Below are 21,758 nucleotides of genomic sequence, written 5' to 3' on the forward strand. Positions count from 1 at the left end.
GGTCGGTCCGCAGCACGGGGGTCGGCAGGGGCACGCGCGCCATCAGAACACGTTGAGCGGCCGGAACTGCACCGAAACCCGGGGGCCGGCGCTCGCGACCTTGGGGACGGCGTGCTCCCAGGTGCGCTGGCAGGAGCCGCCCATCACCACTAGGTCGCCGTGGCCCATCTCGACGGCGATCGAGTCGCCGCCGCCGCGGGGTCGCAGTGCCAACCGGCGGGGGTCACCGAACGACACGATCGCGACCATGGTGTCGGTGTGCTTGCCGCGGCCGATGGTGTCGCCGTGCCAGGCCACCGAGTCGCGGCCGTCGCGGTAGTAGCAGCACCCGGCGGTCCGGAACGGCTCGCCGAGCTCGTCGGCATAGTGCGCGGACAGCGCGTCGCGGGCCTCGGCCAGGCCGCGGTGGGGGAGCTCGTCGCCGATCATGTAGGTGTGCACCAGCCGGGGCACGTCGACGATGCGGTCATACATCTGCCGGCGCTCGGCCCGCCACGGCACGTCACGCACCAGCGTCGCGAAGACGTCGTCGGGGTCGGGCAGCCAGCCGCGGGCGATGTCCACCCAGGCGCCGCGCGAGAGCGGCGTCCGCTCCATCGCCGCGAAGTCGATGGCGCGCTGCTGGTCGTCGAGCCCGGTCGGGGCGAAGAGGGTCGACTGGAAGTCCATGCCGGGCAGTGTACGCCGGAGTCGAACACACGTTCGACACCTCGGGGTGGGTTCGGGGGACATCCCGATCGAGCCCGTTCCACCCCGGCTGCCAGCATTGCCCCATGCCCGGCCAGGACGAGATGGAGCGCACCGTGGCTGCGCGGGTGCGCAACCTGACCAAGACCTACGGCGCGGGCGAGACCCGCGTCATCGCTCTCGACGACGTGACCCTCGACCTGATGGCGGGCGAGTTCACCGCCGTGATGGGGCCCAGCGGCTCGGGCAAGTCCACGCTCATGCACTGCCTGGCCGCGCTCGACAGCGCCGACTCCGGCTCGGTGATGGTCGGCGACCAGGAGCTCACCGTCCTCAAGGACAAGGCGCTGACCAGGCTGCGCCGCGACGAGATCGGCTTCGTCTTCCAGTCCTACAACCTGGTCCCGACCCTGACCGCGAAGGAGAACATCCTCCTGCCGCTGGCCATCGCCGGCCGCAGCCCCGACCGGGCGTGGTACGACGCGGTCATCGCCACGGTCAACCTCGCCGACCGGCTCGACCACAAGCCGCACGAGCTCTCCGGCGGCCAGCAGCAGCGAGTGGCGGTGGCCCGGGCCCTGGTGAGCCGGCCGAGGATCGTCTTCGCCGACGAGCCGACCGGGAACCTCGACTCGACCTCCGGTGCCGAGGTCCTCGACCTCCTGCGTCGCAGCGTGGACGAGCACCGCCAGACCGTCGTGATGGTCACCCACGACCCGGTCGCGGCGGCCTACACCGACCGCGTGCTGTTCCTCGCCGACGGCCGGGTGGTCGACGAGCTGCGCGAGCCGACCCGCGAGCAGGTGCTCGACACCATGGCCCGCCTCGCGTCGCCCGAGCCCGTCTGAGCATGATCCGCGCCTCCCTCAAGAGCCTGCTGGCCCGCCGGGTCCGGCTACTGCTGAGCGCGTTCGCGATCGTGCTCGGCGTCGCGTTCGTGACCGGGATCCTGATGTTCTCCGACACGCTCGAGCGCAGCTTCACCGCGCTCTTCGACTCCACGGTCGGCGACTCCGTGGTGCGTCCGGAGAACAGCGACGTCGCCAACCAGGGCGGTGTCTTCAGCACCCAGACGGTCCCGGCGTCGCTCCAGCCGACGCTCGAGAAGCTGCCCGGAGCGGCCCGGGTGGACGGCATCGTGAGCGCGACGGGCGTCTACGTGCTGTCCACCGAGGACAAGGTGGTGGGCGGCTCCGGGCCGCCGGCGTTCGGCGGCAACTGGAGCGACGCGCCCGCGGGGCACGGCCTCGAGGGCCTGGTCATCCTCGAGGGGCACGAGCCGCACGGCGCGGACGAGGTGGTGCTCGACAAGGACGCCGCCGAGAAGGCCGGCTACCACCTCGGCGACCAGGTCCCGATCATCACCAGCGCCAAGACGCTGGACATCCACCCGACGCTGGTCGGCATCGCGGGGTTCCGGGACGGTGGCTCCCTCAACGGCGCGACATTCGCGGCGTTCGACACCGCGACCGCACAGCAGCTCTTCCTCGACGGCCAGGACGCCTACAACACCTTCTGGGTCACCGCGAAGGACGGCGTCTCCCAGGAGGAGCTGACCAAGGAGGCCAACGCGGTCCTGCCCGCCGGGCTCGAGGCGGTCACCGGCGACCACGCGGCGAAGGAGAACGCCGGCCCGCTGCTGGACGGGATCGACTTCCTGACCACGATGGTGCTGATCTTCGCGGCCATCGCGCTGGTCGTGAGCACCTTCATCATCGTCAACACCTTCTCGATCCTGGTGGCCCAACGAAGCCGGGAGCTGGCCCTCCTGCGCGCGCTCGGGGCGTCCAAGCGCCAGGTCATCGGCTCGGTGCAGCTCGAGGCGTTCGTCGTGGGGGTGGTCGGCGCGACGGTCGGGCTCGGCCTCGGCGTGCTGCTCGCGATGGGGATCCGCGCCCTGGTGGCGACCATCGGGCTCGACCTCGCCAACCAACCGCTCGTGTTCGCGCCCCGGACGCCGATCACGGCCTACGCCATCGGCATCGGCGTCACCATGGTCGCGGCGTGGCTGCCCGCCCGCCGGACCGGACGGATCGCCCCGGTCCAGGCGCTCCGCGACGACGTCGCGCTGCCCGAGTCGTCGGTGCACCGCCGCCTCCTGCTCGGCATCGTCATGATCGCCGTCGGCGTGCCGCTGGGCCTGGTCGGCCTGTTCGTCGGCGCGGTGCCGCACAACGGCTGGTGGGTCGGCGCCGGGGTGTTGATGGTGCTGCTCGGGGTGACCTCGGCCAGCCCGGTGATCGGGCGGCCGTTCCTGCGGGCCACCGGCGCGGTGGACGCGGCCGTGTTCGGCCCGATGGGCCGGCTCGCCGGGCAGAACTCTCTGCGCAACCCGCGGCGTACGACGGCGACCGCCTCCGCGCTGATGATCGGGCTCACCCTGGCGTTCACCGTCGCGATCCTCGGTTCGTCGGCCAAGGCGTCGGTCGACCGGGCCGTGCGCGAGAACTTCATCGGCGACTACATCGTGAGCAGCGCCTTCGGCCAGGGATTCTCACCCACGATCACCGACCGGATGGAGCAGATCGACGGTGTGGACCGGGTGCTGCGCGAGCGCTACGGCTTCGGGCTCCTCAACGGCAGCACCGGCGACGGGCTGAGTGTCGTGGCAACCGCTGCGGACACCCTCGGCGAGTTCGGGCTGAAGACGGTCGCGGGGAGCGTCGACGACCTCGCCGACGGCTCGGTGCTGCTCGAGAAGGACTGGGCCCGCGACCACGACCTCTCCGTCGGCGACACCCTGCCGATCACGGTGCCGACCGGCCCGAAGCACTGGCGCGTGGCGGCGATCGTGGAGGAGAGCCCACTGATCTTCGCGCCGGTACTGACCACGACGCAGACCCTGCTCGACTCCGGCTTCCCGGACCAGGACAACTATGTCGTCGTCTTCGCCAGGCCCGGCGCCACCGGGCTCCAGGAGCGACTGGACGAGGTCGTGAAGGACCTGCCGGTGGTGACCGTGAAGGACGAGCAGGCGTTCGCGGCCGAGCAGCGCGCCCCCATCGACCGGATCATCGCCATCATCTACGTGCTGCTGGTCTTCGCGGTGGTGATCGCGATCCTCGGGATCGTCAACACGCTTGCGCTGTCGGTGATCGAGCGGACCCGCGAGATCGGCCTGCTGCGCGCGATCGGCGTGAGCCGCCGCCAGCTGCGGCTGATGATCCGTTTGGAGTCGGTGGTCATCGCGGTGCTCGGGGCGGTGCTGGGCGTGGCGCTCGGGATCGTGTTCGGGGTGACGCTGATGTACGCCCTGCGCGACCAGGGGCTGAAGGAGATCGACATCCCGTTCGGTCAGCTGGTCCTCTTCCTGGTGCTCTCCATGCTGATCGGCGTGCTGGCCGCGGTCTTCCCGGCCCGCCGCGCGGCCAGGCTGGACGTGCTCAGGGCGATCGCCGTCGAGTGAGCCGGCCGCCCGGCGCGACCCTCGCGGAGCGCTCGGCCACGAGGCTCGACCGGCCCATCCGGGTGGTCCGAGGGGGCTAGAAAGGTCCAGCCGTTCGGCCATGGGCGGTCCTCGCAAACCGGGGACGGGGCCTGCAACCCCGGTCTAGTCTGGCTGGCATGACGGAGGTCCTGGTGAAGGACGGGCGCGCTCTCAAGCACGTCCAGGTGCGCGAGTACGTGCGCTCGCTGGTCTCCGGCATGTCCCCGGGCTCCCCGGCTCCGTCCGAGCGTGAGCTCGTGGCCCAGTTCGGCGTGGCGCGGATGACCGTGCGCCAGGCGATGGACGCACTGGTCGTCGAGGGGCTGCTCGAGCGGATCCCCGGCAAGGGCACCTTCGTGGCCCGCCCGCGGCGTACCGCCAGCACGATCACCAGCTACACCGAGGAGATCGCCCGCCGCGGGATGCTGGCCGAGTCCACGACGCTCCTGGCCCGCCGCGAGCAGGCCGGCCCGGGCGTCGCCCGCGCGCTGAACATCACCGAGGGCGACCCCGTCATCCACTGGCGGCGGCTGCGCCGCGCCGACAGTGCCCCGATGTGCATCGAGGACGCCTTCCTCAACGAGGTGCTGCTCCCCGGGTTCCTGCAGTCCGGGATGCCGACCTCGCTCTACGACGCGCTCGACCAGCGCGGCCTGCGACCCACCTGGGCCGAGGACTCGATCAACGCCGACGTCGCGCACGCGGACGAGGCGACCCACCTCGAGATCGCCGCCGGCGACCCCGTGCTGCGGCACTCGCGCCGGGCGCTCAACGGCGAGAAGGTCGTCGAGGTCTCGCGCAGCGTCTTCCGCTCCGACCGCTACACGCTCTGGGTGCAGATCGGCCAGGATTACTGAGCTGTCTACCCCCGCGAGCTTCGGCCCCGAGTCCACGACGACGCTCGCTCCGCTTCGCGGGCTTCGCTGTCGCCGCGGCCATCGGGGCCGATCGCGGGGCGCGCTCGCTTCGCGAGCAACGCTCGCTGCGCTCGCCCGCTTCCATTGCGGACGGTGGCGTCAACTTCCGAGGCCGCCGAGCGGGGCGACGACGTCGCCGGTCTCCTCGCAGACCCACACGGGGTCGGGACCACCGAGGTCGGGCTGGATGTAGAGCGAGTGCTCCGGGCCCGAGCAGGTCAGGCAGAGCGGCCACCGGCCGGCGGTCTCGAACAGCCCGTCCTGGACGTCCTGGGCGACCAGCCCGGCGACGTACACCTGCCCCTCGGGCCACTGGTCCGCCCACCACTCCCGGGCGGACACGGCGTCCTCGAGCAGCGACACCGCGTGGGCGGTCGCGTGCTGACGGGCCTCCAGGTCGGCGAGCACTCGGGCTCTCGCGTCGAACAACGGCACGGTGTCCACCCGCCCATTCTGTGCCGTGGGTGGTGACCTCCCAACCCCTAAGGTGCTGGTGTGGGCGTGCTCCTCGAGGTGGCGGTCGCGCACGAGCGTGACGTCCCCGGCGCCCTCGAGGGCGGGGCGGACCGGCTCCACGTGGTCGGCCCGGGCGAGCTGTCGCCGGAGATCTCGACGGTCTCGGCGGTGTGCCGCGACGCCGAGGTGCCGGTGTTCGTGCTGCTGCGGCTCAACGACTCGTGGACCACGACGGGCGGCGAGCTCACCCGGCTGGTCGGGCTGGGTGAGGACTACCTGTCGGTCGGGGCCTCCGGACTCTCCTTCGGCTTCCTCGACGCCGACCTCGAGATCGACATCGAGGTCTGCAGCCTCCTGGCAGCCTCCCTGCAGAACGTGCCGTGGACCTTCCATGCCGCGGTCGACGACACCCTCGACCCGAGGCGCTCGTGGCGGGCGCTGCTCGGCCTCCCGGGGCTGGTCAACGTCCGCTCGGCCGGCTCACCGCGCGGGATGACGGAGGGGTACGACGACCTCCTCGCCACCGCGGACAGCGACCCGGCCGTCGCCGCGCTGCTGATGCCGGGCGGCGGGCTGCTGGCCGAGCACGTGCCCTGGCTGGTCCGCGCCGGCGTCCGCGCCTTCCACGTCGACGAGCAGACTCGGCCCGGTGGCAGCCGCAAGGCCTACGTCGACGCCGCGCTGACCCGCTCGTGGCGGCTGCTCCTCGACAGCGCGATGGACCGGACATGACGCTGATGATCGACCCGCCCGCGGTCCCATCGCGCGGCCGGATGTGGTCCCACCTGGCCAGCGACGAGTCCTACGCGGAGCTGCACATGTTCGCCCGCGAGCTCGGCATCCCCGAGCGTGGCTTCGACCGGGACCACTACGACGTGCCGGCGGAGTGGTACGACGAGGTGCTGGCGCGAGGTGTCGAGCCGGTGAGCTCGCGCGAGCTGGTCAGCCGGCTGGTCGCTGCGGGGCTGCGCCGGCGCAAGCCGCACTAGATGACTGATTCCAAGGGCTCGCACGCTACGCGACGCTCAGCATCCACGCTGGCGGCGTTGCGGACGCTCGTTGGACGACCAAGTACGACATCGCGCCCGCGCCTTGCCAGCGCGGCGCTGAGCGCCGCTCGCTTGCACGATCCCTCGGAATCAGTCATCTAGCCTCGGGATTTCACGAGTTGCTGGGCGACACCGGGTGCGAAAGCACGGAAGTGCCTGTCCGGCTGGGGAAACTTGGGATTGCTGAAGTCTCAAGGTCCTCAACGGAAGGCACTCCGTAGGTGAAGCGTAGCCGTGTCCCGAGTCTGGTTCTCGATCCCGTCCGCGAGTCGCTGATCTCCTCCTCGGGCGCGCTGTTGCTGAAAGAGACGATTCGAGTGGCGGGCCTGGACGGTGGCCTGAGGCAAGCATTGACGCCGTGGCGAGCGAGCCGGGCACAGCACGATCCGGGCAAGGTGCTGCTCGATCTCGCGACCGCGGTCGCGCTGGGCGGCGACTGCCTTGCTGACATCGCGGCAGTCCGCGCTCAGCCTGAGTTGTTCGGGCAGGTTGCCTCCGATCCGACCGTGTCGCGGCTGTTCACCGCGCTGGCGGTCGATGAGGAGTCGACTGATGCCGCGGTCGAGGCGATCCGCGACGCGCGTGCTCGGGCGCGTGATGCGGTCTGGGCACGGCGTCGACCGCTGGCCGGTGTTCCCGGCAAGCGGGCGGGTGGGCAGGTGATCATCGACCTCGACGCCACCTTGGTCGGAGCACATTCTGAGAAGGAAGGAGCCGAGCCGACCTACAAGCGTGGCTTCGGGTTCCACCCGATGTGCTCCTCGATCGATCACGGTGCTGCTGGCACCGGAGACACCGGCGTGCTCAACCTGCGGCCCGGCCGAGCCTCGGCCTGGGACAGCACCGACCACATCACCACGCTCAACGACACCCTGGCCCAGCTCCCCGAGCACGAACGCGGCCAGGTGCTGGTCCGCACCGATGCCGGCGGCTGCTCCAAGGCGTTCCTGCGTCACATCACCGGCCTGGGATTGCAGTACTCGATTGGGTTCGGAGCCAGGGAAGCGGTGAAGACGGCTATCGAGACGATCCCCGACCAGGCTTGGCGTGCCGCGCTCGACAGCGACGGCGAAGCTCGCGACGGCGCGCAGGTCGCTGAGTTGACCGCGTGGATGCCGCCCACCAGCCGTACCGGGACCAAGGACGACTGGCCGCCCGGCATGCGGGTCATTGCCCGTCGCGAGCGCCCCCACCCCGGCGCCCAGCTCCGCCTGACCGACCACAACGGCTGGCGTATCACCTGCTTCACCACCAACACCAAGGGCCCCGGCTGGAGCCTCGCTGCGCTCGAAGTCCGACACCGGCAACGCGCCCGCTGCGAGGACCGCATCCGCGGCCTGAAGGACACCGGACTGCGGAACCTGCCCTTCCACGGCTACGCACAGAACCGGATCTGGCTCGAGGTCGTCGCACTCGCCGCCGACCTACTCGCCTGGACGCAGACCCTGGCCTTCGACACCGACGAACCCGCCCGACGGTGGGAACCCAAACGACTCCGGTTCCGCATCCTCGCCGTCGCCGGCCGCATCGTGCGCACCGGCCGCCGAAGACGACTACGCCTCCCCAGGGACTGGCCCTGGAACCAGCTCATCGACACCGGCTGGACAACGCTTCGCACCACCTGACGACACCACCACCAGATTCCCTGACCAGGAACCGGAGAACCGGCGGCACCAGCGCCGGCGACCAGCCGCGCGCTACAGGCATCGACCCGCCCGCCCTACCGCGACAACGCTCGCCAGCCAGCCAGACGAAACATCGAGGCTAGATGACTGATTCCAAGGGCTCGCACGCTACGCGACGCTCAGCATCCACGCTGGCGGCGTTGCGGACGCTCGTTGGACGACCAGGTACGACATCGCGCCCGCGCCTTGCCAGCGCGGCGCTGAGCGCCGCTCGCTTGCACGATCCCTCGGAATCAGTCATCTAGCGGCTATATCGAGGTGGGACCGGTGCCGCGGCCCTCGTCCTTGCCCCGGGTGCGGCGGACCGACTCCGAGTCGGCATGCCCGCCCTTCACCGAGCGGCGGGCCACGGTCCACGCGCCCAACCCTGCGACCACGACGACCAGCACGATCCACCACATGATGCGGCCCTCCCTCTCCCCGTGGGTCGAGGCTACGCCAGTTCCAACCCCGCGTCCCTCTCCGAAGGCGTCGGGGCGGGGAGACGTCAGCGGTCCAGGGCGGCGAGCTCGCGGTCGAGGTTGGCCCGAGCGGCCGCCTCCCACTTCTCCCGCGCGTAGGCGGTGTGGAACAGGTGCGGCTTGGCGGCCAGCCCGCGCAGCACGTCGGCCCGGCCCGCGTCGAAGACCGCGTCCTCGAGGTGGGCGTACTCGCGGCGGACGGCGACGACGTACTCGTCGTAGCGGGCGCGCGGCGCGGCCAGGATGCCGAGGTCGGCGTCGGAGAGCGCACAACCGTTGGCGTCGGCGTCGTCGGGCTGGTGGGTCTCGGTCAGCCGGACCAACCGGGCGACCTCGGCGACGACCGCGGGAGGGGCGGCGGTGGCCAGGGCGTCCTCGGCCCAGGCCGCCGAACGCTCCTCCGCGTCCCGCTCGCCGTCGTAGACGGCGTCGTGGAACCACGCCGCGAGCAGCACCGGCGTGGCGTCGAAGGTGGCGCCGTGGGCGGCCAGCTCGTCGAGCCGGTCGAGGACCTCGGTGAGGTGCCGGACGTCGTGGTAGCCGCGGCTCGGGTCGGCGTACGCCGACCTCAGCTCGTCGCGGACCCCGGTGCAGTCGGGGAGGGGCCATCTGTCACTGAGGTCCATCGGCACCATCCAACCCGCTACGCTCCGTCGGTACAAGAACGAGAACGTGTTCTACTTCCTGGGGAGAGCCATGGCCGCGAGTCCGGAGAAGATCCGCGAGGTCGTCGAGCAGTACGTCGCCCGGGTGGCGACCGGGACCACCGACGAGGTGCTCGAGCTGTTCGCCGACGGCGCGACCGTCGAGGACCCGGTCGGCAGTGGGGTGCGCACGACCCGCGAGGCGATCCGCGACTTCTACTCCGGTCTCGAGTCGCTCGAGCAGGCCGGTGAGGTGCTGAGCGTGCGCATCGCCGGCGGCCAGGCGGCGTTCCTCTTCGAGCTGCGCACCCACGCCGGCGAGCAGACCTACACGCTGGCGCCGATCGACGTGATGACCTTCGACGACGAGGGTCAGATCACCTCGATGCGCGCCTACTGGTCGGACGTGGACCTAGTCGTCGGCGGGCCACCCTCGTGATCACGAGGCGCGCTCGCTGCGCTCGCGAAAGCCGTCAGCCGACGGGAGCAGGCTCGGACAACGCCCATCGGATCGTGCCGGTGGCCAGCCCGCCCACCGCCCGCACCACGGTGCGCTCGGAGACCGGCAGCCAGGGCAGCCGCAGCGGCAGCCGGGTCCACGCCGGCATCAGGCCGACGGCGGCCGCGGCCAGTGCGGCGTACGCGGGCCGGGCGGCGAGCGGCAGCGGTGGCCTGAGCAGCACGTAGCGGACGGCGTCGCGGGCCTCGGGGGTGCCGCGGAGCTCGGGGCGGTACGCCGCCAGCACCTCGGCGAGCTCGGCTTCGCTGCGCGGCGGGTCGACCACACCCAGCCGGGCTCCGACCTCGGCGAGCTGGGCGACGTACGTGTCGCGCTCCGAGCGGTCCAGCGGGCGGCGGCCGTAGACCTGGTGGGCGCGCAGGAAGCTGTCCGCCTCGGCCGCGTGCACCCAGGCGAGCAGGTGTGGGTCCGAGGCGGCGTACGGCGTGCCGTCGTCCATCGTCCCGGTGACCCTCGAGTGGATCCGCCGGACGGCGTCGACGGCCTGCTGGGCGTCGTCAGCGACGCCGAACGTGGTCACCGCGAGGAACGTGCTGGTCCGGTGCAGCCGGCCCCAGACGTCACCGCGGAAGCCGGAGTGCTCGGAGACGGCCCGCATCGCTGCGGGGTGCAGGGTCTGCAGCAGCAGCGCTCGCAGCCCGCCGACGAACATCGCGGCGTCGCCGTGCACGCGGGTCATCGGGCTGCCGGCCTCGAACCAGCGAGGCCCCTCCCGGAAGTGGATCCGCTCGCGCTGACGGGGCCCGTCAGGCCCGGCTACTCGCAGGAACACCGCCTCGCCCAGGCGCGCGCGCACGTCGGGAACAGGGAGCACGCCCCCAGACTAGGCCGGGTAGCCACGCAACCAGATCGTCTGGTCGGAGGAGCGGAGCTTGTCCATCGCCGCCTCGCTGATCTCCTCGGTGGCGTCGGTGACGACGTACCCCTGCTCACCTCGGGTGGCGAGGTACTGGCCGGAGATGTTGGCGCCCTGCTCGGCCAGGTAGGCGTTGATCTCGGCCAGCACGCCCGGCACGTTGACGTGCAGGTAGGCGAGGCGGACGCCGTCGGCGAGCGGCGGGGGCTGCACGGCCGGCAGGTTCACCGAGAGTGCGGTGCTGCCCTCGGCGACGAACCGCGCCAGCTTGCCGGCGACGAACCAGCCGATCTCCTCCTGCGCCTCCTGGGTCGACCCGCCGACGTGCGGGGTGAGGATCACGTTGTCGAGGCCGCGCAGCACCGACTCGAAGGTGTCGCCCTGGGCCTTCGGCTCCACCGGGAAGACGTCGAGCGCCGCGCCGGCGATGTGGCCGGACTCGATGTTCTCGCGCAGCGCGACGTCGTCGACCACCATGCCGCGAGAGGCGTTGATGAACAGCGAGCGCGGCTTCATCCGTGCGAACTGCTCCGCACCGAACAGCCCGGCGTTCCCGGGCCGCCCGTCCACGTGGATCGACACCACGTCGGCCTCGGCCAGCAGCGCGTCGAGCGTCGGCATCCGGCGGGCGTTGCCGTGCGCGAGCCGGTCCGCGGTGTCGTAGAAGATCACCCGCAGGCCGAGCCCCTCGGCGAGGTTGGAGAGCTGGGTGCCGATGTTGCCGTAGCCGACGATGCCGAGGGTCCGGCCGCGGATCTCGTGGCTGCCCTTGGCGGACTTGTCCCAGACGCCCTGGTGCATCCGCTGGGTCTTCTCCGGCAGCCGCCGGGCCAGCGCGATGATCTCGCCGATGACGAGCTCGACGACGCTGCGGGTGTTGGAGTACGGCGCGTTGAAGACAGCGACCCCTCGTTGGGCCGCGGCGGCCAGGTCGACCTGGTTGGTCCCGATGCAGAAGCAGCCGATCGCGACCAGGTCGGTGGCCGCCTCGAGGACCCGCGTCGTGACGTGGGTGTTGGACCGGATGCCGAGCAGCTCGACCCCGGGCAGCGCCTCGACCAGCTCGTCCTCGGAGAGGGAGCGCGTCAGCAGCTCGACCTCGTGGCCGTGCGCCTCGAGGGTCTCGACGGCGACCGGGTGGACGTTCTCGAGGAGGAGGACCTTCACGCGTCAAGCGTATGAGCGGCCGGACGAGGTCCCGAAAACCTCACGCTCCCGTGGACGGCTCGCGGTGGGTCACCGCCGCCGGGCGTCTGCGTCGAGCACCTTTCGCAGCGCTCCGGCCAGGACCTCTGCCTCGCGCGTCGTGAGGTGGTCGGCGAACTCGCGCTGCACCGCGGCGAGGTAGGTCGGTGCCGCCTTGCGCAGCACCGCTCGACCGGCAGGGGTGAGGGCCGCGAACGCCGAGCGACCGTCGTCCGGGTTCGGCTCCCGAGCCACGAGCCCGGCCCGCACGAGCTCGTCGACGACCCTGCTGACCCGCGTGCGGCTCACCGCTGCGACCGAGCCGAGCTGGCCCATGGTGAGGCGCCGCTCCGGCGCCGAGTTGAGCTCGAGCAGCACGTCGTACCAGGTCAGCGGGAGCCCGTGCGCGTCCTGCAGCTCGCGGTCCAGGCGCGGCACCAGGGCCGCATGGACCTTGAGCAGCGCACCCCACGTGTCGGACAGGTCTGGTGTCACGGATGGAGCATATCAAGTCTTGTGCGTGCGCACACACTCTGATACAACTATGTGCACAAGCACATAACTGCCCGGAAGGGACCTGCCATGACCACCCTGCTGCACATCTCCGCCTCGCCGCGCGGCCAGCGCTCGGAGTCACTCGCCATCGCCGCGACGTTCCTCGACGAGCTGCGCGCCGCCCCCCCCCACGTCGAGGTCGAGCACTGGGACCTCTGGGACGGCACGCTGCCGGAGTTCGGCCCGCCCGCGGCGGCCGCCAAGATGGCGATCTTCGGTGGCGCCGACCCCGAGGGCGACGAGGCCGTCGCCTGGCGCGCCGCGCGCGAGGCCTTCGAGCGCTTCGACTCCGTCGACCACTACCTGTTCACGGTGCCGATGTGGAACGCGTCGGTGCCCTACATCCTCAAGCAGTTCATCGACGTGGTCAGCCAGCCCGGCATGGTCTTCGGCTTCGACCCCGAGAGCGGCTACACCGGACTGCTGCAGGACAAGCGGGCGGCGGTCATCTACACCGGTGCCGTCTACGGCCCCGGCCGCGGCCCGGGCTTCGGCAGCGACTTCCAGCAGCCCTACTTCGAGGACTGGCTGCGCTGGGCCGGCGTCGAGGACATCCGCAGCGTCGCGTTCCGCCCCAACCTCGCCACCGCCGACCCGGAGCCCGGGCGCCGCGCCGCCCACAGCCGGGCCGCCGAGGTGGCCCGAGGATTCCTGCTCCCCACCGGGGAGGCCCGGCTGGCGGGCTGAAAACGCGGTGCCGGGCTGGGCCGGCCACCCCTACGCTCGCGCGGTGTACCTGACCGTCGACGCCTTCCACGCCCTGGCGCGCAGCTCGCCGTGGCGCTGGCGCTCGCTGCACCTCCGGCATCGGTCCGATGCCTGGACCGAGGGCGTGGAGGCGTGGATCGTGCGGCCGGGCTGGATGCTGGCCCGGGCTCCGGGGCTCGACGACCTGGTGGTCCAGGACTCGCTGCGGACCCCGGCCACGACGTGGTTCTCCACCGACCCGGACTTCGTCCCGCCACCCCCACCGGTCCAGCGCTGGGCGATGGACGTCGCGCCGTCGTACCGCCCCGACGGGCTGGTGGACCGACGGCCGCAGGACTGGGCCGTGCAGTACGACGACCCGATGTTCAACTCCTACCTGTGGGTCGCGATGCTCGACCCGGAGGAGCTGAGCCACCATGTGGCGATCACCGACCTGCACGCCGACGACCGACTGGGACGGGAGACCTGGTGGGCATCGGTGCGAGCCCTGGAGGGGTACGAGGCGCGCTGCCCCGACTGCTGCGACCTGCTCCTCGGCGGTGCGACGCAAGGCGTCGAGCACGTCGTGGGGCTGGACGTGCAGACCGGCGTGCTCGTCTCGCTGCGCGCACCTGAGGTGCGGGACCGGGACTGGTTCGTCGAGAACGAGATCCTCGCGGTCGACGACGACGTCGTGGCTCCGCCGGTCGCTACCAGGTGAGCGGGTCCAGGCGCAGGTAGAAGTCCAGGAGCTCCGGATCTGGCTCGGTCCCGTAGATCTCGGCGAACTCCCGCTCGGCCCGGCGCGCCATCGCCTCGTCGGCCCACGTCCGGCGGGCCTCGGAGAGCAGCAGGGCGAGGTCGCCGTGCGGATCGGCAGCTCCGAGGCGGCCCAGGTCGATGAGCCCGGTGACCCGGCCGGTGCCGGAGTCGACCAGGACGTTCGGCAGGGTCAGGTCGCCGTGGCAGACCACCAGGCCGGCGCGCTCCTGGGCGACGCGGGTCGCCAGCTCCGCCTCGACCCGGTCCAGGACCATCCGCGGCGGCGTGCGCTGCAGCTCCTGGGGGAGGAACTCCGTCACGACCCGGTCCTCCGCCACCGTGGCGCGCGCGAGCGGCATCATCTGCGCCAGCGTGCGGTCGAACGGGCATCGGTCAACCGCCAGGTGGTGCAGGTCCCGGACCACGGATGCGATCGACGGCCACGCCCGCCGGAGGGAGGCCGCATCGAGCTCGCTCGCGGACACGCCCGGCACTGCGCGGGTGACGAGCACCGCGCCGAGCCCGGTCTCGCGCCAGTCCAGCACCGACGCGCTGGGAAGGTCCGTCTCGTCGAGCCACCCGGTGCGGTCGCGCTCGGCCGCCAGGTCGGCGACCCGTTCGGAAGGGACGACCTTGGCGTACCGCCGCCGAGCCGGGTCGTGGAACACCCAGGCACCCGACGCACCGCCGGTGACGGGCTCCCACTCGCCGGCAGCGGCCGGCAGCAGCTCCGCGACGATCGAGGAGGGGCTCGCCGACACCCGGGTCAGCTCCGGGCGTGACCGTCGAGGTACGCCGCCACCAGCCCGCCCAGGGTCGGCAGGTGGTAGCCGCCCTCCTGGACCGCGACCGCCGGCAGCCCGGTCGCGCCGAGGAGCCGCCCGGCCTCGCGGTAGCCCTCGGCGGTGACCTGGAGCGGGCTCTCCGGGTCGTCGGCGGCGGCGTCGACGCCGAGCGAGACGACCAGCGCGTCGCACTCGGAGACCCAGCCGGCCAGCTCGGCGACCGCGGCCAGCCAGGGTTCGTCACCGGCGCCCTCGGGGAGCGGCAGGTTGCGCGTGGCGCCGGCACCGGCGCCGGTGCCGGTCTCGTCGGCGTACCCCACCATGTGCGGGAACCAGCCCGCCCCGGGGTCGACGTGGACCGAGCCGTAGCGGACGTCGGCACGGTCCCAGAAGATCGCCGCGGTGCCGTTGCCCTGGTGAGCGTCGACGTCGACGATCCCCACCCGGTCGGCGCCCGACCGGCGCAGGGCCTGCGCCGCTACCGCCGCGTTGTTGAGGTAGCAGGAGCCACCGAAGCCGGCGGGGGTCGCGTGGTGGCCGGGCGGGCGGCACAGCGCGTAGGCCAGACGGGCACCTGCGGCGACGAGCGAGGCGGCCTCGATCGCGCAGTCGACGGCCGCGCGGGCGGCCTCCCACGTCCCCGGGCCGACCAGCGTCATCGTGTCGTAGGCGAACCGGCCCGCGTCGGCGTGCACCGCCACCGCCGGCCGGGTCGGCAGGCCGGCGGTCATCGCCGGCGTCGGGAACAGGTAGGGGACCACCCTCTCCTGGCCCACCAGGTCACGGTAGGGGCCGGCGGCCCAGCGGTCGGCCGCGGTGCGCAGGAACCCCAGCAGCTCGGGCTCGTGCACCGCCATGAGTACGTCGTCGGGCTGGACCGTCGCCTCCACGAGGTCGTGGCCCCCGGCCCGCAGCGCGTCGAGGATGGCGTCGACGCGCGCGGCGCGCTCGGTGCCCTCGGTCGCCACGCCGACCCAGACCTCGTGCCTCGGGTCGTGGAGACGCGTCTGCGGCGACCACACGACCGGGACGGCGTACTGATCCATGGGTCAGTATGTGCACATGCCCCGCGCCCGCGCCCTCGGCATCGCCATCGGCGGCCTGCCCACCGGGCCGACCAACTCCGTGCTGGACGTCGAGGGCGTCGGGCTCGGCCACGTGACGATCACCCGCGAGACCGCGATGACCGGGGTCAGCTGTCTCTTCCTGGCTCAGGACGCCTACCCGCGGCCGCTGGTCGGCGGTGGTGCGGTCCTCAACGGGATCGGCGACTGCACCGGGTTCCTGTCCCTGCAGGAGTCGGGGCTGTTCGAGTCGCCGGTCTACCTGACGTCGACCAGCCAGGTGGGCCGGGTCTACGACGCGGCGTTCATGCTCGAGCTGGACCGGCACCCGGAGCTCGTCGAGGACATCTTCGTGCCGGTGGTGGCCGAGTGCGACGACTCGTTCCTCAACGACATCCGGACCATGTGGGTCTCGCCGGACGACGTGTACGCGGCCCACGAGGCGGCGCTCGCTTCGCGCGGGTCGTCGGCGCCGCCGGACGAGGGGTCGGTGGGCGGCGGGACCGGGATGTCGTGCCTGGGCTTCAAGGGCGGCATCGGCACCTCGTCACGGGTGACGCCGGCCGGACACACCGTGGCCGTGCTGCTGATGACCAACTTCGGCCAGCGCAGCCGGCTCACCGTGGACGGCGTCCCGGTCGGCCGGCTCGTCGCCGAGCATGTCGACCCGCCCAAGCCGGCGGGCTCGTGCATCGGCGTCGTCGTCACCGACGCGCCGGTCGACCCGCTCGGCTGCGAGCGGCTCGCGCGCCGGATCGGGCTCGGCCTGGCCCGGGCTGGGTCCACCGCACACCACGGCAGCGGCGAGATCTTCCTGGCCGCGAGCACCACCGCACGGACCGACCGCAACGGCACCGTGCTGGACAACGGCAGGCGGCTGGGGATGCGCGGGCTGGACGACCTGTTCGAGGCCGTGGTCGACGCGGCCGAGGAGTCGGTGCTCAACTCCCTGCTCATGTCGCCGACCACCGTCGGCCGGGACGGCAACACCTCCGAGGGGCTCGACCCCGACCTCGTCGTACGACTCCTGCGCGAGCACGGGCGGCTCGGGTGACGGGCAGCGAGCGGGCCGTCCGCATCACCATGGCGGACGGCGTCGAGCTCGCCGCGACGATCTTCCTGCCGGACACCGACGAGCCCCAGCCGTGCCTGCTCGAGGCGCTGCCCTACCGCAAGGACGACCTCACGTCGTCCTATGCCGACGGTTACCGCACGCTTCGCGACGAGCACGCGTACGCCGTGTGCCGGGTCGACCTCCGCGGCACCGGGTCGTCGGCCGGCGACGCCACCGACGAGTACCCACTCGTCGAGCGCAGCGACCTCTGCGCGGTGATCGCGTGGTTGGCCGAGCAGGAGTGGTGCGACGGCAACGTGGGGATGTTCGGCACGTCGTACTCCGGCTTCAACTCGCTGCAGATCGCTGCCGAGCGGCCGCCGGCGCTCAAGGCGATCGTGGCGATCTACTCCAGCGACGACCGGTGGAACGACGACGTGCACTGGCGCGGGAACGCGCTGCGGCTCGTCGACCTGGTCGACTACTGCCACTACATGACGCCGATGTGCGTGCTGCCGCCGGTGCCGGCGCAGTGGCCGTCGGACTGGCGCGAGGAGTGGCGGCGCCGATGGGAGACCAACGAGCCCTGGCTGCTCACCTGGCTGCGGGAGAACCGGGACGGCCCCTACTGGCACGCCGGGTCGCTGCGGCACCTCGGCTACGACCGGATCCAGTGCCCGACGATGATCGTGGCCGGCTGGGCCGACGGCTACCGCAACAACTCCTTCCGGACCGTGACGGGGCTGGGCGCGGCCGGCACGCCGTGGCGGCTCCTGGCCGGACCGTGGGCGCATGCCGACCCGGCCACTGCGATCCCCGGCCCGCGCATCGACCTCGACCACGAGATGGTCGCCTGGTGGGACCGCTGGCTCCGCGGGCGGGCACCCGAGGAGTGGACCGACCGGGCAGACGTCTTCGTGCGGACGTCGGTGGTGCCGGAGCCGGACCTCGAGGAGCACCCGGGCTTCTGGGTGAGCGGGCCGTGGCCGCCCGCATCGCGGGCCGTCGCGACGTACGACCTCACGGGCCCGCGCTCGCTCGCCGTCGAGCCCGACGTCGGCACCGCGGCCTGGATCGACTGCGCGGGACACCTGCCGTGGGGCCTTTCCGGCGACCAGCGCGACGACGACGCGCACTCGCTGACCTGGGAGTGGGACGACCAGCCGGTGGTCGTCGGCCACCCGGTGGCCCGGCTGCGGGTCAGCACGTCCGCCCCCGCGGCCTCGCTCTCGGTCAAGGTGTGCGACGTCTTCCCCGATGGCACCTCGGCGCTCGTGACCCGCGGCACGCTCGACCTCGCCTTCCGCGGCGGTGCCGAGCCGGAGCCGCTGGTGCCGGGAGAGGAGTACGACGTCCAGCTGGTGCTCGACGCATGCGCGTACCGGCCCGACCCCGGCCACCGGCTCCGGCTCTCGGTGGCCGGCGCGGACTGGCCGAACACGATCGCACCTCCCGCGCCGGTCACGCTCACCGTCCACGGTGGCGCGCTCGACCTCCCGCTGTGGGCCGACTCGGGCGTCGCCCCGCCGTCGTTCGTGCCGGGCGCGGAGACCTCGACCGAGGACCCGACCGACGTCACCTGGTCGGTCACCCGTGACGTGCTGCGGCGCACCACCACCTGCGCGGTCCGGTCGGTGTCGTCCTACGACATCCCCGACGACGGCACCGCACTCGAGGACTACCGCGGCGAGGTGGGTGTCGACCGGCGTACGTTCGCCCAGTGGGCGACGGCCGAGACGACCTACCGCCTCACGTGGCCGGGCGTCGAGGTCCGCGTCGTCTCCACCCTTCGGGTGGACATCGGTCCGGAGGGCTATGACGTGCTCATCGAGGCCGACGCCTTCGACGGTGAGGAGCAGGTGGGGCATCGGGAGTGGCGGGAGACCATCCCGCGCTGATCGCCGCGGTAGTCCGTGACGAAGTGGTTGTGGAGAACAGTGTTCGGGCAGCCATTTCGTCACGGACTATCCCGATGGTGGGTGGGTCAAGCCGCTCGGTAGCGCAGGAAGCGCGCCTGCTGGTCGGCGTCGAGTGCGCGACGGAGCTCGACGGTGGTCGTGGGGGTCCACCAGGGCGGGGGTACGGCGGTCCAGCGCCTGTGCGACTCCGCCTCCCAGAGTGCGCGCTTGCGAGCGGCGTGCATGCGTTCGGCCATCCGACCGGGGTTGCTGCGGTCTGCGGCGACCATGGTGAAGCACTCCAGCCCGAAGTCCCGGTAGCGCTCTTCTGCACGTTCGTCGATCGCACGCTGGGCGCCGGCCAGGTGCAGCCCTCCGTCGTACTGGCCGATCACGCCTGCCTCGACGTCCACGAGGTCGGGAGTCCCGATGTGGTTGCCCACGAGGTCGAAGAGCGGCTGGTTGCACAGCGGAGGGGGCAGCTCCGCGTCCACCTTCCACACGAGGACCATGTCGACCTCTGCGGGGGACCAGCAGTTCTCCTCGGCAAGCCCGATGCCGGCGCGGCACTGAGGGATGCCCGTCCACCCGGAGTGGCGGGCGGCGTACTCGGCGAGCTCGTCGATCGAGACGAGGTCGTAGTAGGCCACCATGCTGAGGACCACGGCCGCTCGGCGCGCGTCCTTCGCGTATCGCATCTCGAAGCACGTCGATCGCACGGCGCTCGTCAGCGCGATTCCGTCGACGGTCACCAAGTCACGAGGGTCGAGCCGCTCGGCGCTGATCGCGACGCCCGGCTGTGGTCGGATGTCATCGCCACCTACCGCCAGCCACACCGGGCGGTCCGTGCTGTCGGCGTATCTGCCGTCGAACCAACTCGTCGCCCCTTGCCAGTGCAGGCTCGCCCAGCCGGTGACACCGCCCCAGCCCGGCAGCAGGCACGACGCCTCCGCGATCCGCTGCTCGATGGTGAGCTCCACCGAGGAGGGAACGAACATGCCGTGGCTGCTGGTCCTCCACTCCGGCCCCCGAGCCTGTGCTCGCGTGGGTCCGTGAAGCCCTGACCCATCCACCCGGCACGGCAGCACCACGTGCGGGCGTGCCTCGAGCGCCCACAGCTCGGGTCCCGCCGCCTGGTCCATGCGAGCGAGCATGCCCATGATCCACGAACGGCCTTGCGCCCTCTCCACAGCCCGCCCGGACCGGGATAGTCCGTGACGAAATGGCTGTGGAGAACGGTGTTCGGGCCGCCACTTCGTCACGGACTACCGAGGCGGGGTCACACCGAGAGCCCGCCGGTCCGGTAGACCGCGCCGATCACAGACACCAGCTGCGCGACCGCGTCCTCCCTGGGTGCGAACGGCCCGGGGCTGAAGTGCGGCGACTCCAGGCCGCGCTGGACCGACTCGCAGGCGGCCCAGTCCTGGCGGTTGGTGATGTCCCAGAACTCCACGGCCCCCCGCGCCCCGGCCGGCGCCGCCTCGGGCAGCGTCAGCCAGGAGCACTCGACCCACGTCCGGCCCGGCGACAGGGGCACCATCCGGTGCGTCATCACGTAGTCGGGGTGGGCGGAGACGAGCAGGTTGGGCAGCAGGTGGAGGTACTCCACCGCCGTGGGGTCCACGCCGTCGAGCGGGGTGGCGGCCAGGGAACCGTCCAGCGACATCGAGGCCATCCCGTCGCGCAGGACCATCCCGCCCCCGATCCACGCGCCGGGCAGGTCGTAGTTCTCCCCGGAGTCCGGGGGAGAGACCTGGCACAGCTCCGGGTGGATCAGCGGGCAGTGGTAGCACTCGTGGTAGTTCTCCGCGATCACCTTCCAGTTCGCGGCCACCTCGTAGGTGTGCCGGTCCGCGACCACCAGCGACCCGATGTCGTACGGCGCCAGCAGCCGCTCGAGCTCCCCGACGTACCGCGTGAACGACGGCACGCCGGGCTCGCCCAGCGGGTGCAGGGCGTGGCCGAACACCCAGCCGTTCCAGACCTCGACCGGCAGCTCGACCAGCCCGTGCTCGTCGAAGGAGAACGTCTCGACGTCGCGGAAGCCCGGTGCACCCTTGAGCCGCCCGGACAGGTCGTAGGTCCAGGCGTGGTAGGGACACATCACGCTGCGCCTGGTCGACGTGCCGCCGTCCGGCAGGAGCTCGTGGCCGCGGTGCCGGCAGGTGTTGGCGAACATCCGGACCGTCCCACCCTCGCGCACGAGCAGGCAGGACACGTCGCCCGCCGCGACCGCGCGCTGGGTCTCGGACCCGTCGGGCGGGAGCAGGTCGGCGACGCGGCCGAGGCAGCTCCACGCGCCGGCGTAGAGGTGCCGCCGCTCCCAGGCGAGGACCCCTTCGGAGGTGTAGGCCTCGGCCGGCAGCATCTGGACCAGCTCGCGGTCCGCGGGCGGGGCGAGGTGGCTCACGTCGGTCATGCGGTCTCCCGTCGACTGAGGACACTAGGGTCTGCGCCATGGCGGGCAGGGCGCGGCGTTCGGTGGAGGTACGCCGGGAGGAGATCCTCTCGACGACCGTCGAGCTGCTCGAGCGGCTGGGGCTGGCCTCGACGCGCGTGGCCGACGTCGCGGTGGCCCTCGACGTGAGCCCGGCGCTCGTCTTCTACCACTTCGGCACCAAGGACGACCTGGTCGCCGAGGCGTTCGCGCACGCGGTGGAGAAGGACCTGCACCGGCTGGACAGGGCCGCGACCGGCGGCGACCCGATCGAGCGGCTGCGCCGGGTGCTTCGTCTCTACGGCCCCACCGGGCGGGCGACGGGCTGGCGGATCTGGATCGACGCGTGGGCGGTGGCCCAGCGCGACCAGAACATCCGCACGGTGCTCAAGCGGCTCGACCACCAGTGGCAGGACATCCTGCGGGGGGTGGTCGACGACGGCGTCGCCAGCGGCGACTTCACCTGCCCCGACCCGGAGGCCACGGTGGCCCGTCTCTCCGCGTTGGTGGACGGCCTCTCGGTGGCCGCGGTGGTGCACCGCACCGTCACCCGCGACCAGCTGCGCAGCTGGGTGGCCGCCCAGCTCGCGGTGGAGCTGGGCGTGGACGTTGCGACGCTCGATTGAACT

General features: G+C 72.1%; 23 protein-coding genes. 12 read left to right on the forward strand and 11 right to left on the reverse strand.

The window, feature by feature from the left end:
* Positions 1 to 42: 42 nt before the first annotated feature.
* Positions 43 to 669, reverse strand: a complete 627-nt coding sequence (locus tag VFV89_RS05910) for an alpha-ketoglutarate-dependent dioxygenase AlkB (RefSeq protein WP_329704985.1) — start codon at positions 667 to 669, stop codon at positions 43 to 45.
* Positions 670 to 773: 104 nt separating this feature from the next.
* Between VFV89_RS05910 and VFV89_RS05915 the strand changes: the two genes are divergently transcribed.
* From VFV89_RS05915 to VFV89_RS05925, 3 genes are all read left to right on the forward strand, one after another.
* Complete coding sequence (locus tag VFV89_RS05915) at positions 774 to 1,535, forward strand: ABC transporter ATP-binding protein (RefSeq protein WP_329704986.1); 762 nt, start codon at positions 774 to 776, stop codon at positions 1,533 to 1,535.
* 2 nt (positions 1,536 to 1,537) lie between these two features.
* On the forward strand, positions 1,538 to 4,093 hold the full coding sequence (locus tag VFV89_RS05920; RefSeq protein WP_329704987.1) for an ABC transporter permease: 2,556 nt from the start codon (positions 1,538 to 1,540) through the stop codon (positions 4,091 to 4,093).
* Positions 4,094 to 4,251: 158 nt separating this feature from the next.
* On the forward strand, positions 4,252 to 4,971 hold the full coding sequence (locus VFV89_RS05925) for a GntR family transcriptional regulator (protein ID WP_329704988.1): 720 nt from the start codon (positions 4,252 to 4,254) through the stop codon (positions 4,969 to 4,971).
* A 159-nt stretch (positions 4,972 to 5,130) separates the two neighbouring features.
* On the opposite strand, the gene VFV89_RS05930 is transcribed toward VFV89_RS05925, so the two are convergent.
* On the reverse strand, positions 5,131 to 5,475 hold the full coding sequence (locus VFV89_RS05930; protein WP_329704989.1) for a hypothetical protein: 345 nt from the start codon (positions 5,473 to 5,475) through the stop codon (positions 5,131 to 5,133).
* 51 nt (positions 5,476 to 5,526) lie between these two features.
* Between VFV89_RS05930 and VFV89_RS05935 the strand changes: the two genes are divergently transcribed.
* The 3 genes from VFV89_RS05935 to VFV89_RS05945 all read left to right on the forward strand — a co-directional run bounded on the left by VFV89_RS05935 (position 5,527) and on the right by VFV89_RS05945 (position 8,161).
* Positions 5,527 to 6,219, forward strand: a complete 693-nt coding sequence (locus VFV89_RS05935) for a copper homeostasis protein CutC (RefSeq protein WP_329704990.1) — start codon at positions 5,527 to 5,529, stop codon at positions 6,217 to 6,219.
* A complete protein-coding gene (locus VFV89_RS05940) occupies positions 6,216 to 6,476 on the forward strand; it encodes a DUF4031 domain-containing protein (protein ID WP_329704991.1) in 261 nt (86 codons plus the stop codon). The genes VFV89_RS05935 and VFV89_RS05940 overlap by 4 nt, the downstream gene beginning before the upstream one ends.
* 281 nt (positions 6,477 to 6,757) lie before the next feature.
* Positions 6,758 to 8,161: an IS1380 family transposase gene (locus tag VFV89_RS05945; RefSeq protein ID WP_329704992.1), complete on the forward strand. Its 1,404-nt coding sequence runs from the start codon at positions 6,758 to 6,760 to the stop codon at positions 8,159 to 8,161.
* Positions 8,162 to 8,469: 308 nt separating this feature from the next.
* On the opposite strand, the gene VFV89_RS05950 is transcribed toward VFV89_RS05945, so the two are convergent.
* Together VFV89_RS05950 and VFV89_RS05955 are read right to left on the reverse strand one after the other, a co-directional pair.
* A complete protein-coding gene (locus VFV89_RS05950) occupies positions 8,470 to 8,622 on the reverse strand; it encodes a hypothetical protein (RefSeq protein ID WP_329704993.1) in 153 nt (50 codons plus the stop codon).
* Between the two features lie 86 nt (positions 8,623 to 8,708).
* Positions 8,709 to 9,308 carry a hypothetical protein gene (locus VFV89_RS05955; RefSeq protein ID WP_329704994.1) on the reverse strand — a complete coding sequence of 200 codons (600 nt, stop codon included), beginning with the start codon at positions 9,306 to 9,308 and terminating at the stop codon, positions 8,709 to 8,711.
* A gap of 70 nt (positions 9,309 to 9,378) precedes the next feature.
* Here VFV89_RS05955 and VFV89_RS05960 point away from each other — a divergent pair, with 70 nt between their 5' ends.
* Complete coding sequence (locus VFV89_RS05960; protein ID WP_329704995.1) at positions 9,379 to 9,765, forward strand: nuclear transport factor 2 family protein; 387 nt, start codon at positions 9,379 to 9,381, stop codon at positions 9,763 to 9,765.
* A gap of 34 nt (positions 9,766 to 9,799) precedes the next feature.
* On the opposite strand, the gene VFV89_RS05965 is transcribed toward VFV89_RS05960, so the two are convergent.
* From VFV89_RS05965 to VFV89_RS05975, 3 genes are all read right to left on the reverse strand, one after another.
* Complete coding sequence (locus tag VFV89_RS05965) at positions 9,800 to 10,660, reverse strand: oxygenase MpaB family protein (protein ID WP_329704996.1); 861 nt, start codon at positions 10,658 to 10,660, stop codon at positions 9,800 to 9,802.
* Between the two features lie 9 nt (positions 10,661 to 10,669).
* Positions 10,670 to 11,869 (reverse strand): phosphoglycerate dehydrogenase, encoded by a 1,200-nt coding sequence (gene serA, locus VFV89_RS05970; protein WP_329704997.1) that lies wholly within the window; start codon positions 11,867 to 11,869, stop codon positions 10,670 to 10,672.
* Positions 11,870 to 11,938: 69 nt separating this feature from the next.
* Positions 11,939 to 12,382, reverse strand: a complete 444-nt coding sequence (locus VFV89_RS05975) for a MarR family winged helix-turn-helix transcriptional regulator (protein ID WP_329704998.1) — start codon at positions 12,380 to 12,382, stop codon at positions 11,939 to 11,941.
* 87 nt (positions 12,383 to 12,469) lie between these two features.
* On the opposite strand from VFV89_RS05975, the gene VFV89_RS05980 reads away from it, so the two are divergent.
* Complete coding sequence (locus VFV89_RS05980; RefSeq protein WP_329704999.1) at positions 12,470 to 13,129, forward strand: NAD(P)H-dependent oxidoreductase; 660 nt, start codon at positions 12,470 to 12,472, stop codon at positions 13,127 to 13,129.
* Positions 13,130 to 13,172: 43 nt separating this feature from the next.
* Positions 13,173 to 13,850 (forward strand): hypothetical protein, encoded by a 678-nt coding sequence (locus VFV89_RS05985; protein ID WP_329705000.1) that lies wholly within the window; start codon positions 13,173 to 13,175, stop codon positions 13,848 to 13,850.
* Here the strand turns inward: VFV89_RS05985 and VFV89_RS05990 are convergent.
* Both VFV89_RS05990 and VFV89_RS05995 read right to left on the reverse strand, forming a co-directional pair.
* Positions 13,840 to 14,652: an aminoglycoside 3'-phosphotransferase gene (locus tag VFV89_RS05990; RefSeq protein ID WP_329705001.1), complete on the reverse strand. Its 813-nt coding sequence runs from the start codon at positions 14,650 to 14,652 to the stop codon at positions 13,840 to 13,842. The genes VFV89_RS05985 and VFV89_RS05990 overlap by 11 nt on opposite strands.
* Positions 14,653 to 14,657: 5 nt before the next feature.
* A complete protein-coding gene (locus VFV89_RS05995) occupies positions 14,658 to 15,722 on the reverse strand; it encodes a histone deacetylase family protein (protein WP_329705002.1) in 1,065 nt (354 codons plus the stop codon).
* A 16-nt stretch (positions 15,723 to 15,738) separates the two neighbouring features.
* Between VFV89_RS05995 and VFV89_RS06000 the strand changes: the two genes are divergently transcribed.
* Positions 15,739 to 16,794, forward strand: a complete 1,056-nt coding sequence (locus VFV89_RS06000; RefSeq protein ID WP_329705003.1) for a P1 family peptidase — start codon at positions 15,739 to 15,741, stop codon at positions 16,792 to 16,794.
* Positions 16,791 to 18,692: a CocE/NonD family hydrolase gene (locus VFV89_RS06005; RefSeq protein WP_329705004.1), complete on the forward strand. Its 1,902-nt coding sequence runs from the start codon at positions 16,791 to 16,793 to the stop codon at positions 18,690 to 18,692. Before VFV89_RS06000 ends, VFV89_RS06005 begins: the two co-directional genes overlap by 4 nt.
* Positions 18,693 to 18,778: 86 nt before the next feature.
* On the opposite strand, the gene VFV89_RS06010 is transcribed toward VFV89_RS06005, so the two are convergent.
* A complete protein-coding gene (locus VFV89_RS06010; RefSeq protein ID WP_329705005.1) occupies positions 18,779 to 19,690 on the reverse strand; it encodes a hypothetical protein in 912 nt (303 codons plus the stop codon).
* 281 nt (positions 19,691 to 19,971) lie between these two features.
* Positions 19,972 to 21,111 carry an aromatic ring-hydroxylating dioxygenase subunit alpha gene (locus tag VFV89_RS06015; protein ID WP_329705006.1) on the reverse strand — a complete coding sequence of 380 codons (1,140 nt, stop codon included), beginning with the start codon at positions 21,109 to 21,111 and terminating at the stop codon, positions 19,972 to 19,974.
* A 38-nt stretch (positions 21,112 to 21,149) separates the two neighbouring features.
* Between VFV89_RS06015 and VFV89_RS06020 the strand changes: the two genes are divergently transcribed.
* Positions 21,150 to 21,755, forward strand: a complete 606-nt coding sequence (locus VFV89_RS06020) for a TetR/AcrR family transcriptional regulator (protein WP_329705007.1) — start codon at positions 21,150 to 21,152, stop codon at positions 21,753 to 21,755.
* Positions 21,756 to 21,758 lie beyond the last annotated feature (3 nt).

Source organism: Nocardioides sp., from assembly GCF_036274455.1.
GTDB lineage: Bacteria > Actinomycetota > Actinomycetes > Propionibacteriales > Nocardioidaceae > Nocardioides.